Source organism: Nostoc sp., assembly GCF_036917415.1.
GTDB lineage: Bacteria > Cyanobacteriota > Cyanobacteriia > Cyanobacteriales > Nostocaceae > Nostoc.
The window spans coordinates 23,176-35,550 of record NZ_JBALDJ010000002.1; the positions used below are offsets into that span (position 1 = coordinate 23,176).

Here is a 12,375-nt window from a genome sequence, read left to right on the forward strand (position 1 = left end):
TTATGAAGATGGGGCTGAGAGGACGCCTATTTTTCTCCCACTTAGTAGTAATGATCGTGGGGGTAGCTAGTCTGGTGAGCATCAGCAAAATCTCTTCCCCCCGCTTATTTGTCTTACATTTGGAAGGATTAGAAAATCAGGGGTTCGACTTAATCGATGTCCGTGCTGAATTGGTTACAGGATTTGAACTTGCTTGGCAGCGAAGCACTCTTTGGTCAGTCTTAGTCGGCACTACCGCCGCCGGAGGATTGAGTTACTGGGTATCCAGACGGATTATGCAGCGATTGACCGAGATGGAACAAATCACCCAAAAATTTGCTGCTGGTCAGATGGATGCACGATTACCTGTGTCTGACATTCCAGAACTCAGTGGACTGAGCACTAGTTTCAACCGAATGGCAGCCAGTTTAGAAGGCGTAGAAGCGCGACGGCGAGAAGTGATTGGAGATATGACCCATGAACTCCGAACACCATTAACTGTGGTGCGCGGTTACTTGGAAGAACTGGCTGATGGGGAAATTGAAGCGTCTCCTGAAATCTATCGACGTTTAGCTAAAGAAACTCGACGCTTAGAGCGGTTGGTGAACGATTTACAAGAACTATCTAAGGCAGAAGCCGGTTATCTACCAATTAATATCCAACGGGTAAATTTGCGTCCGTTGTTAGAGTCATTAGTGGAGAAATTTACCGACCAACTATTAGAAGATGGGCCAGTTCTGCTCTTGCAATGTCCATCTGTTCTACCTCCTGTATTGGCAGATATCGATCGCACGGAACAGGTATTGGTTAATTTGCTAGGTAATGCAGTACGTTATACTAACGAAGGTTCAATTACCATTGGTGTTGGGATTGAAGCATCTCAACTCTGGATTGCGGTTAGTGATACAGGCATTGGTATCGCTCCAGAAAATTTGCCCCATGTGTTTGAACGCTTCTGGAGAGCCGACCAATCGCGCGATCGCCATTCGGGAGGTACTGGTATTGGTTTAACTATTTCCCGCCGTTTGATTGAATTACAAGGCGGTCAAATTCAGTTAGAAAGCGAATTGGGAGTTGGTAGTACGTTTCGCTTTTTTCTGCCTTTGGCTTGAGTTGAGCCATAAAACCTTGAAATCCCAGAGATTGACACAAGGTAGTCATGGCTGTGTCATACCCAATTGCTAATTTGAAAGTATCCCAAATCTTGGTTCGTTGATGGATGCCGAGATTTTGGAATTGCATAGAGTATAACATTATGTCTACTTTTGTTCTGGCTGCTTTTTTGGTTAGTTTACTGAGCTTTTCGGGTTACGCTGCGATCGCCTACCTGTTCCCTCAAAATCGTTCCCAAGACTGACCAATTAAAATAATTCGTAATTCGTAGTTAAGAATTGAATTACGAATTGGTAATTAGTTAATTTCCTTTCTCAATAATTCTGGAATTTGTGAAGGGCGTTCAGCTACTGTCACTTCCGCTTCTTTTAAAGCAGCTAATTTACTTTGGGCTGTACCAAAGTTCGGATCGCGTCCGATAACTGTTGCTAAAGTCCCGGTTTGACGCCAACTTTTTCCTGGTGGTGCTTGTCTACCTGCAATGTAGGCAATTACTGGTTTATCAATTGCCTCAGCAATGTACCGCGCTGCTGCTTCTTCACTACCACCACCAGGTTGACCAACTAAAACGATCGCTTGTGTGGTTTCATCCTCATCGAGAATTTGCAGCCATTGCAAAAATGAGGAACCGACGATCGCATCACTACCAATACTGACACTAATCGACTGCCCTAAACCTGCTTTTGTCAATTCGTAGGCAATTTCGTAGGTGAGGGTACTGCTACGACTAACGATCCCCACTGTTCCAGGGGTATAAAATTCGCTGGGTTGAGTTCCTAAGAGAATTTTTCCCGGTACAATGATCCCCGGACTATTTGGCCCGATTACCAAAGTTTCACAAGCTTCGGCTTTGCGGAGTAATTGCACCATATCCAAAGGCGGCACGCCAGCAGTAATAATAATGATCTGGCGAATATTAGATGCGATCGCTTCTAATGCTGCATCTAACACGTCGTAAGGATCTACACAAATAATTGTTGTGTCAATTGCCCCAAATTGTTCTATTACCTCCTCTACTAAATCCAATACTGGCAGTCCATGCAGTTCCTGTCCGCCGCATCCAGGATTGACACCAGCTACTAAATTTGTGCCATAAGCTTTCATTTGATCGACATGAGTGCTTGATATAAATTCACAAAAGCCTTGAATTAAGACTTTACTTTCTGGCGTTAGGTTCATAAAAAATTACCGTAAGTTTGGCAACCCAGCGCCTTGAACCACTGGGCATAAAAACAACACATTTACAGTGTCGTATTGATTCAATTTTTACTTAAATTCCAAAAATTAGTCTAGAAGCTGAGTGTTCCAAAACTCAGAAAACCAGCCTCTAAGTAGGTGGGCGTAAATAATTATCGTTAGGATAAGGGAGGGGGCAGGGGGCAGGGGGCAGGGGGCAGGGGGCAGGGAGCAGGGAGCAGGGAGCAGGGAGCAGGGGGCAGGGGGCAGGGAGCAGGGGGCAGGGGGCAGGGAGCAGGGAGCAGGGGGCAGGGGGCAGGGAGCAGGGGGAAAAAGGGTTTGAGCCTTATTTACTTTTCTTCACATAGTTCGGTTTTATTCTGCCCACTTACTTAGCTAGGAATATTCAGTTTGAATACACTATATAATTTAGTCCCATAAAGCAAAGCTGTACTTGATTTGAATATCAAATTCAAAAATTTATACCCGACGGTAAAAATTAATAATTTTTGATTTTTGAATTGGAACAAAATGACATTCACTATCTTTTATTAGCCGTTGGTTTAGCAAGGAGAATTGCTGCTGCCACTGCCTCATCTAAATTTTCTACCACGACAAGCGCATCGGTGTGGGTTTTTAGTGTCGTCAAATATTTTCTCGCAGTGTTAAATTCAGAACCAGCAAGACGGACAACTAAGGATGGAAAATTAAGCTGTCGGCGTTTACTACCATTAGAACGTACAACCTGTGATTGAAGTTCGCTGTTGTCTAGCTGCACAACTCTGGCTATCACTTCAGCCACTTCCTCAGTTTGCGGAATGCTACCCAGAAAGTTAATTAGTATTACTTGAATGCTTTTATCAGCCTCCAGCATTTTCAAACCTATTTCTAGGCGATCGCGGAAGGTAGTTGGTGTAGTATCTGTAAGGAAAGCATGACGTAGATTCAAACAAACACCTGGATTGCCACCAGCATTTGCAACTAAATCTAAAGTTGCCATCACTGAACCAGTACCATTACCTAAAATACCGATTTTTCCATGCATTTGCACACCATCCCAATCGCCCAAAATACCGTTGATTTCAGTACTGGTATGACGACTGATAATTTTTGCTGCCATTTCGGCCAGATCGGGATGACGCTTGATCGCCCGTTCGTTGACCCTGACTTTACCATTAAGAGCCATAACTTGACTAGTAGTACTGACTGCCAAGGGATTAATTTCGACTAAATCCAGGTCTTTTTGGACAAATAAGTGGTACATCTTCTCCACAACGCTGCTTACCGACTGCATCAGCGTCCCTTGCAAACCCATTTTCAAAGCCAATCGTCGAGCATAAAATGGCGAGAACTCCTGCTCCACAACAACGTAGTGCATTCTTTCCCCAGCCGATTCCCATTCGATGTCTGCTTCTTTGCAACCTAAAAGTACTGGTCGGCAGGCAGCAGTATCTAAAACTACTGCTAGATAAAATTCCTGGTTGGCGTCGTATTTAGATTCTGCCAGTACAACTTCCGGCAATTCGCCCCATATTGGTAAACTAAAGATATTTTGAGCTGCTGCGATCGCATCGATAGTTGTTTGGGCAAACCTGACTCCACCCGCTTTTGCCCGTTCCGCTCCGTGGACTTGAGATTTCAGTACAATTGGAAAGCGAATTTTTAACCGTTTCAAATCTGTAGGATGGTCAATTCGTTGGGAAGGCAATACCGGAATGCCTATCTTCGCAAACCATTCTTTAACTTGGTACTCTAATAAATCCATTGATACACCTTGTATTGACACTTTCCAAGCTTTTGGTTAGTCCTGTCTTAATATTTTGCAGCACCTTTATTGCAGAATTAACCTTTTTGCAGCTATAAAAACTTATTTTTTACGGATCAATTTTATCGAATTCAGCAAATTCAGCATATTAATTTCGATAGCCAATCTGTTTGTAGCAGAGCCACAACAGGTAATTAATTTTCTCAGCAAGTTTCCCAGCATAGAAGATAACTAGCATTTCTGTCAAAACCCTCTGACATAGCATGGTTTTCTTAACCTCTAGATAATTTGGCAACAATTGCTTGCAACTAGCATTTCGCAGAGCAGTAGCTTTTGTGAATTTAATTGTCGCAAAGTAATGCAGTGAAAATACCCAAATCGTTTATTATTCCCATTTTTTATTTGTAATTTATATCTGAAGACAGATTATTTAATTTTGCATCTAGCGCTGTAAAAATGTATCGTCACGAACAATAATTACTTTTTTAACTTTTGGTGAAAAGTCAGAATTTGTGTTAGAAAGTTGGTCGTTCAGATTCTCAGGCTGTGGTTGATTAAACTGTGCATTTGCATTCAACAAACCTAAAAAGTTCATTTCATCCCCTTACAGATAATCAAAACAATATAGAAGTTCAGCGGGAAAGCTGTATGAAAGTAGCAGTCCAGCAGGAAGATTTACAGCTTTTAGCCAAAACTTTGCAAGAACAATTACTTGTAGAAGTCTCAACCGCTGAAGTCTTCGAGGTTAAGTGCGTCGTCAATAAAGGCGAACTAATGATTTTAACGCAACACGCGTCAGATGTAATAGTTGACGCTCAACTAATTTTTGCAGTCATTGAGGAAGTACTTCAATCTCTAGCACCCCACAAAGAGCAGCGGGTGCAATGTTTCCTCAGAGTTTTTGGCGAACAATTCCCTTATACTAAATGTTTCTTGGCGTTGAAGCCGACTGAGGGATGGGTAGCAGAGGGAGATGACGAAGCACAAGAAGATAAGGAAGTAATATCCCCCTTATCATCTCTGACATATTCACCATCAACCAATGAGAGTGAAGAAGAACTGTTTGACCCGTTTGCAGATGTGCCGAATTTGTCGGCTTCAAAGCCAGGATTCCAGGTCAAACCTATCCTACTGGGTGCGGCGTTGGTGGGAATTATAGTTTTAGGTGGTGGTGCTTACTTATTGACTCGCCCTTGTGTGATGTCTGAGTGTAAAGAAATACAAAACGCCAAGCAATTAAAAACAAAATCTCCACAACTGATGCGCCGCGCCAAGTCTGAAAAAGAATTAGTTGCTGTACAACAGCAACTTGCAACAGCCAGTACAAACCTGAATGTAATTCCTAGTTGGTCGCCTCGTTACCAGCTGTCACAGGAACTAAAAGCAAGTTTGTCTGGGCGAGCAGAAAAAATCAATCAGGTGGTCAAAGCTTTGCAAACGGCATCTTTGGCGACACAAAAAGTTCAAACTCCTGCATCTAGCTTAGAGGAATTACAAACTAGGCAACACTTATGGCGACAGGCTATAGCGCCACTAGAAAGTATAAGTTCCAGTAGTGAACTCTATGGGTTGGTGCAGGGTAAATTACTGAATTATCGTGTCCGTTTGCACGCTGTAAATCAACAGATATTTATTGAGGAAAAATGGCTGAAAAAACTAACCGCAGCAAAAGTTGTAGCTGTTGCAGCCGAGAAGCAGGAAGCTATTGCTAAATCCTTGAATGACTGGCAAAAGGCGCAGTCTACTTGGCTGGTGGTAATTAATGCCTTGAATACCATTCCCCGGAATAGCGTTGGATACCAAGAAGCCCAAAAGCTGTTGATAGATTATAAACCTAAATTAGTACTAGTACGCGATCGCGCTACTAAAGAACAATTAGCTGTTAAAACCTACCAACAGGCCCTTAGCACTGCCAAGCAAGCCAAAGTTTATCAACAACAAAACCAATGGCAAGCAGCAGCGATATATTGGGATCAGGCTTTGCAAACTTCTAAAAAAGTTCCCCAAGATAGCTTGTACTACACTCAAGCTCAGTCTCTCATCGAACCCTATTCAGCTGCGCTCAAACAAGCACAAGAAAAACTACAAGTTGTTAGTAGTTTGCAACAAACCCGCACTGACTTGAATAAGACCTGTATTAATGGAATTCTGATTTGCACCTTTAGCATGGACAATGCAGGAATTATTGTCCGGCTAACCCCAGAGTATGACCAAATAAGGCAAAATAACTTGGCTAATCCTTATTCTAAGAATTCGGATACTGCTGTTGACGTTACCAATCACTTGCAAATCTTGCGAGAAGCCCTAGCCGTAATTGGTGATAATGCTAATCTGTCCCTTTTTCTTTATGATTCCCAAGGTCAGGTAATTTATACGCGGACTTTAGGCGGGTAAGTAGAATACCCATTGAAGTATAAAGGATGAATTATACATTAACTAATTATTTGTCAATTTACAGCTATTTTCAGGTAAATAAACCACGCGGTAGGGGCACAGCAATGCTTATTGGTGTCAACTTAACGCTAAACCCGCTTGGTGAAAACATTTTGCCCTCACCCCCAGCCCCTCTCCCAAGAGAGAGGGGAGCTAGACATTCAATTCCCCTTCTCCCAAGGGAGAAGGGGTTAGGGGATGAGGGCGTGAGGGATTTACAAAACGCCTGTCTGATATAGTTTTCGGCTTAAGTTAACACGTATGAGCAATGCTGTGCCCTTACGACAGATGTGGTTCAAATACATGAAAACTGCTGTAACCTGACGGGGCGACGAAATAGCCTAAAAAGCTTAGAAAATGAAGGGTGCAGCAATTTATGGTAAAAAAAGATCGGTCGAAGTTTCTCAATAAGACCTATCTAATGATAATACTACCGGAATTCTATCAAACACACCTGAAAAGTCAACTAAACTTGGCTGAATATATGAAAAACTGCTGATGTCCCCTATCCTGTGGCTTATGAATCTAACGAAGATATGACATGGTTAAAAAATGACAAAGGTCGTCTCTTTGTTCGGTTCAATGGCTTGGGAAAACTGACCTTTGAGATTTACTGTGATAAGCTTCATTTGCAGTACTTTCAACGCTTTTTAAAATTTGCGAATCGCGACATTTAATTAGCGAATGTACAAGTTTTCAAGCGGGCGATGGGACTCGAACCCACGACGTTCACCATGGGAAGGTGACATTCTACCACTGAATTACACCCGCGAATTGCTACCATAGACTTATGGCTAAAATTAAGCATACCACTATTTACAGCTGTTTTCAATTGGCTAGAACATACACCATTTTGACAACTGCTGATGCATGAGTCCTGTGGCTGTTCAGACTAGGAAATTTTTTTAGCTAGCTGATGATAGCACTTACTACAATATTTAACTAAAGAACAATGTCCTCGCCTCGCTCGGTGAAGCGAACCTCTTTAATATTCCATTGAGCATTACTCGTTAGAGTTTTGCGGAGACTGCCAAACAGAGCAAACTGTTCACAACTAGAAAGAGAAGTTATTTGCCGCTTTGACTCAGGAGATATGCGTAAATCAACTGTAGCAATGCCATTTTTGATGTTGACACGATACCCAGACAAGCTAAAGTCGCTTGTATCTCGTTTTTCTAAGATTTTACTCACGACATTTGTCACTGGTTCATCGGCTGGTACTGAAACCTTTTCTGGAATTAGTTTTTGACATTGAGTATCACTTGTGTATAGTGTTACGCTAGTAGTTTTGCTAATGGCAACTTTAGAAGTTGATGGAGAAGGCGTATTTTCCTTAGAAGATTCTTGATTAGGAGATTTTTCTCTCAACTGAGCTACGCTAGGAATTTGGGTGGGAGCTTGAGAAGATACGTTATTTGTCGGTGCTGTGGTAGGGTAGGACGTTGCACTGTCAATATTACTCGCGCTGGGGTTAGAACTACAACTACCGAGGCTCACAACCATTGTTACAAAAATAACGGGTAAACAATATCTCTTGATTGTGTTCATAAATTTTGCTTATAAATGATGTTGCTGTTATCAATTTCAGTATCACTGGTATCAATTCCGCATAAATTCGTGAATATTGAGCCAGTCTATAAAGTGTCAAACCAAACTCTGTTAAAGTCAAATTCTATACTATACACCAAAATTACAACATCTGCTATTCAAGGAGCGATGTCTGACAACAAGCGGTTTTGTGTCTACGTCAATCCCAAAAAGCTTGATTAAAACAAGTAGGGATGCAGTAAACCAGAGAATTGCTACAACCAGTAGTACTGCATCTGCACTTACTGCTCGTGTTAAATAAATTTGGCAACAGTAAAATCAACTCCTTGCACAGTAGAGGTAAATCGTGCTGTTTTAAAAAAACAGCAAAAACTTGTGCTTTTAGGTTATTGATTAAAAGCAAATTGCAAAGCAAATTACTAGTTTTCACTACTTTTTTGTTTCGTCAATTGCTGGACTAATAATTGCACTCCCAAAGCCAACAAACCAATTGCTACTATAGCAAAAATCCCGCTACCTAAAGCAACTACACCAACAACCAGAGTGCGGACAGCAGAAGAAATCTTCACCACCAATGGATTGATTGAATGGATCGGTTTACTAGCAAAATTTGTCGCGATCGCAATCATCAGCGAATACGCTGCAAATCCCATCCCTCCAGAAATCACCGCCCCAGTAAAACAGCGTAACGGACTAGCTGTCACCTGTTCTTTAGCATCTGTTTGCGGCGTTAGATTTTGGTCATTCATAATATTTAGATTTTAGATGTTAGATTTTGGATTGGAGCATTAGGAATAATTATTGTCTTCAACTAATCGTCATTCAAATTGCATCTCTGCGTCTTTGTGTTTTTTTAGCGATTTGAACTATGCAACTTAAAAGCTCATCAACTTATTCCCTACACTCCATTAACAATAAAGATTTATTTAAATTGAAGATGCCACCTGAATACCATGTGTAATTGTCCGAGTCACAAACAATTCTAAGTCTTCATCAAGAATTGCTTCCCTAACTTCTAACTTCACTTGTTCTGCCTGCTGTTGAGACTCAAAAAGAGCAAATACTGTTGGGCCAGAACCAGACATCATTGTTCCTAAAACACCTTCTTGATTTGCAAACACTTCTCGCAACTGCAAGACTTGGGGATAGGCTGGCAATACCACGCGCTCTAAATCATTGTGCAGTTTTTGGGCAATTTCTCCCCCATCTTTATCTAGGACAGCTTTTACTATTGCTCCTGAATGAACTGCATTAGCACGCGCTGTCAAGTTGTTGTTATCTCTAATATAAGAATGACCAAACTGTTGTCGATAGGTTTTGTATGCCCAAGCGGTGGAAACTTCCAAACTGCGGTATTTTGCTAATACTATATAAATACTATCCAAACTTGGCAGCGGAGAAAGTTGCTCACCTCTACCTGTTGCGATCGCAGTTCCACCCGCCACACAAAACGGTACATCTGAACCGAGTGTACCTCCCAACTCCTCTAATTCTGACTGAGTTAATCCCAACTTCCATAGTAAATCTATCCCCACCAACACAGCTGCTGCATTCGTCGAACCTCCAGCCAACCCAGCAGCTACAGGAATCTGCTTGTTGACGGTAATCTCCACGCCTCCATATTTAGCAAAGGCTTCGGGAAATTGCCTCACCATTAATTCTGCTGCTCGGTATGCCAGATTACTTTTATCTGTCGGTACTTGTGGGTGGTTGCAGTGAACCCTAATGGTATCAGTACTAATGGAACGCACATCAATTTGGTCTGCAAGCCCGATACTTTGAAGTATCATGGCTAACTCGTGATAGCCATCGAGGCGATCGCCAATGATTTCCAGATACAAGTTGATTTTAGCAGGGGCAATTAGGCTGTAAGAACGCATTTTCTGGGAGTGGGGAAGGTTGGGTCCCCTCTGGGGATAAGGGGTAATGGGGAATGGAGAATGGGGAATGAAGTATGGGAAATGGAAAAAAATCTGCCTTGTTCCTTACTCCCTACTCCCCACTCCCAATTGATTTGCTAGAATTACCCATTGCTGAAAGCTGAGGTCTTCAGCTCTAGCTTGGGGATTTATTTTTAATTGTTCCAGTAAGTGGCTCAAGCGATCGCGTTCTATAACTGATTGCAAATTATTTCGTAACATTTTGCGTTTGGCACCAAACCCCAACTTTAAGAAATTTTCTAACTGTCGGGGATTAAGTGCTGGTATCTCTATTTTTCGGTGGCGCAATCGCACCACTGCTGAATCGACTTTTGGCGGTGGATGGAATGCGGCGGCTGGGACTGTGCAGATTAACTCACACTCAGCCAAATACTGTACCCGCACACTCAACGCCCCAAAGGCTTTTGATCCTGGTTTAGCATATAACCTTTCTGCTACTTCTTTTTGTACCAGCAACACTATTGAGTCAAATGGTTCGGGGTTAGGGTTAGCGATCGTACCCAGTAGTTTCTCAATGATTGGCCCTGTAATGTTGTAGGGAATATTGGCTACTACCTTATTTGGCTGTTGGAAATTGGGAAAGGCTGCCAGATAAGATGGTAAATCTAGAGTGAGAAAATCGCCTTGCAGCAGTAAAAAATTTTCAGTCTTACCAAGCTGCTTTGACAACAGTTGGCATAAGTCGCGGTCTATTTCAACTGCAACCAGAGATTGCACTAAGGGTAATAAACGACGAGTCAGAATGCCAGTTCCAGGCCCAATTTCCAGGACGCGATCGCTTTCTGTACACTCTGCTGCTTTAATAATTGCGTCGAGTGCCTTTTCACTTTTGAGCCAATGTTGAGCAAAGACCTTACGAGGTCGGATCATCTGTATTTCTTGCCTAGTCTAGTTTTTAGCTTTTTCTCAAAAACTCATTATAAATTTTGAAGTCCCTCTACAGCGCTAGATTCACTGTAACGCCTATCTAGGCAGCAGTGAGGAATTTTCTGCAATGGGCGAAAGCCTGACAAAGCAATACCGCGTGAGGGAGGAAGGCTCTTGGATTTACCCATAGCAACTAGACTAGATCGCAATAAAGTTTAAGGAGGCAGGAAGACGTTCGCGTAGCGTCTCGAAGAGAAGGCAGTTCTTGCTGGAGGGCATTGGTGTCAACTTAACGTATAAGCTAGATTTAGCGAACTTTCCAGGTTTGACCCTCACCCCCAACCCCTCTCCCAATTTTGGGAGAGGGGAGCAAATTCTCTAGTTCCCCGAATCCCAAGTTGGGAGAAGGGGTTAGGGGATGAGGGCAAAACGTCCTCTTAAAGCGGATTTTTTCTTAAGTTGACACCAATGGGCAGGAGGGAATCCCCATAAATAAATTTAGGGGATTTAACAATTGAGCGCTGTATTTTTTTGCGCCTACTCGCTGAAATACATTTTTTACCTTTTTTCATTAGGACTTACGCAAAAAACCTCTCTAACTCTTATTCCTCTGTGTTCTCTGCGTTCTCTGTGGTTTGATTTTCCGTGACCTGTGCGTAAGTCCTGTTCATAAATAAATTTAGGGGCTTTAAACCCTCGCTTGCAGAGGGAAAATAAATTCTTTCCTCCTGCCTCCTGCCCTCTGCCTTCTTTGGTCAAAATGAACCATTTCGACAAAACTTAATTATTTTTCAGAGAATTAGGCTTGCTCATCAGCACAGGGTTACGCAGAAATCACGTATGTTTGAAAATCTTCTAAACTTCACGATTCTTAACCATACCAGCTTGTTCGCATAGCTGATACCATTTCACTTTAAAGTTGATACATTTAGGTAAGCAGAGGAGCAGAGGAGCAGAGGAGAAAATATTTGTATCTTTCATTTCGTGAAATGGCATGACACAAGTCTCACAATCCAATAAGCTTTAAAGTGGTGATTTTTCACCAAACACATCTGCACAAAAAGGTAGACTTAGTTGCCTAGCCTTTTTGGATGATCCGATGGTCCATGTGTAAATGTTGCCTATTCTCTATCATCAGTTAGTCGTTAATAACTAGCTATTAATACATAAAATGTCCCTTAAAATCATTCAGAACTTTGACGGTAGTTTCACTCTTGAAGCACAGGCTCAAGAAACTCTATTCAATTTATTGATAAGCGTTGCCTTCTTGAACCAAATTTGTCAACAGTTGGGATGCGAGCAACTTAAATTTACAGAATTACTTTTCCAGCCAGTTCCTTATAGCTTAACTACTACTAAAGGAATGCCAGCAGAATTTGAAAAGTATCATGAATCTGATGAGTATGTCATTATCAATGTACCTCCAAACTTCATGTTTAGTGCTAAGATTTTTAAACCCAGTCGCCTTTGTGCAATTTACCAAAAATTGGGTAATGAATAATTTTCAAGATAATTTTTTTCTAATTCGTAATTTTCCATTCTGAAGGCAAATAG

General features: G+C 41.8%; 10 protein-coding genes and 1 tRNA gene. 3 read left to right on the top strand and 8 right to left on the bottom strand.

Translation table 11 applies throughout. The features are described 5' to 3' along the window. The first annotated feature begins 2 nt into the window (after positions 1 to 2). Positions 3 to 1,091: a sensor histidine kinase gene (locus V7K41_RS00215; RefSeq protein WP_334845163.1), complete on the top strand. Its 1,089-nt coding sequence runs from the start codon at positions 3 to 5 to the stop codon at positions 1,089 to 1,091. A gap of 298 nt (positions 1,092 to 1,389) precedes the next feature. Here the strand turns inward: V7K41_RS00215 and V7K41_RS00220 are convergent, their stop codons facing one another. The 3 genes from V7K41_RS00220 to V7K41_RS00230 all read right to left on the bottom strand — a co-directional run bounded on the left by V7K41_RS00220 (position 1,390) and on the right by V7K41_RS00230 (position 4,628). Beyond that, the gene (locus V7K41_RS00220; protein WP_334845164.1) at positions 1,390 to 2,271 is read right to left on the bottom strand and encodes a succinate--CoA ligase subunit alpha; all 882 of its coding nucleotides are present in this window, start codon (positions 2,269 to 2,271) and stop codon (positions 1,390 to 1,392) included. A 538-nt stretch (positions 2,272 to 2,809) separates the two neighbouring features. Next, a complete protein-coding gene (locus tag V7K41_RS00225) occupies positions 2,810 to 4,033 on the bottom strand; it encodes a succinate--CoA ligase subunit beta (protein WP_334845165.1) in 1,224 nt (407 codons plus the stop codon). 442 nt (positions 4,034 to 4,475) lie between these two features. Continuing rightward, the gene (locus V7K41_RS00230; protein ID WP_334845166.1) at positions 4,476 to 4,628 is read right to left on the bottom strand and encodes a hypothetical protein; all 153 of its coding nucleotides are present in this window, start codon (positions 4,626 to 4,628) and stop codon (positions 4,476 to 4,478) included. A 53-nt stretch (positions 4,629 to 4,681) separates the two neighbouring features. Between V7K41_RS00230 and V7K41_RS00235 the strand changes: the two genes are divergently transcribed. After that, positions 4,682 to 6,427 (top strand): hypothetical protein, encoded by a 1,746-nt coding sequence (locus V7K41_RS00235; RefSeq protein ID WP_334845167.1) that lies wholly within the window; start codon positions 4,682 to 4,684, stop codon positions 6,425 to 6,427. 738 nt (positions 6,428 to 7,165) lie between these two features. Here V7K41_RS00235 and V7K41_RS00240 read toward each other — a convergent pair. The 5 genes from V7K41_RS00240 to rsmA all read right to left on the bottom strand — a co-directional run bounded on the left by V7K41_RS00240 (position 7,166) and on the right by rsmA (position 10,824). Beyond that, positions 7,166 to 7,237 (bottom strand) — tRNA-Gly (locus V7K41_RS00240). A gap of 171 nt (positions 7,238 to 7,408) precedes the next feature. Next, positions 7,409 to 7,969 (bottom strand): sporulation/spore germination protein, encoded by a 561-nt coding sequence (locus tag V7K41_RS00245; RefSeq protein WP_334845168.1) that lies wholly within the window; start codon positions 7,967 to 7,969, stop codon positions 7,409 to 7,411. Positions 7,970 to 8,433: 464 nt separating this feature from the next. Beyond that, positions 8,434 to 8,763 (bottom strand): DUF3082 domain-containing protein, encoded by a 330-nt coding sequence (locus V7K41_RS00250; RefSeq protein WP_094353499.1) that lies wholly within the window; start codon positions 8,761 to 8,763, stop codon positions 8,434 to 8,436. Between the two features lie 177 nt (positions 8,764 to 8,940). Continuing rightward, positions 8,941 to 9,894 (bottom strand): 4-(cytidine 5'-diphospho)-2-C-methyl-D-erythritol kinase, encoded by a 954-nt coding sequence (gene ispE, locus V7K41_RS00255; protein ID WP_334845169.1) that lies wholly within the window; start codon positions 9,892 to 9,894, stop codon positions 8,941 to 8,943. Positions 9,895 to 9,999: 105 nt separating this feature from the next. Then, positions 10,000 to 10,824 carry a 16S rRNA (adenine(1518)-N(6)/adenine(1519)-N(6))-dimethyltransferase RsmA gene (gene rsmA, locus V7K41_RS00260; RefSeq protein WP_334845170.1) on the bottom strand — a complete coding sequence of 275 codons (825 nt, stop codon included), beginning with the start codon at positions 10,822 to 10,824 and terminating at the stop codon, positions 10,000 to 10,002. A gap of 1,168 nt (positions 10,825 to 11,992) precedes the next feature. Here rsmA and V7K41_RS00265 point away from each other — a divergent pair. Next, a complete protein-coding gene (locus tag V7K41_RS00265; protein WP_334845171.1) occupies positions 11,993 to 12,322 on the top strand; it encodes a hypothetical protein in 330 nt (109 codons plus the stop codon). Positions 12,323 to 12,375 lie beyond the last annotated feature (53 nt).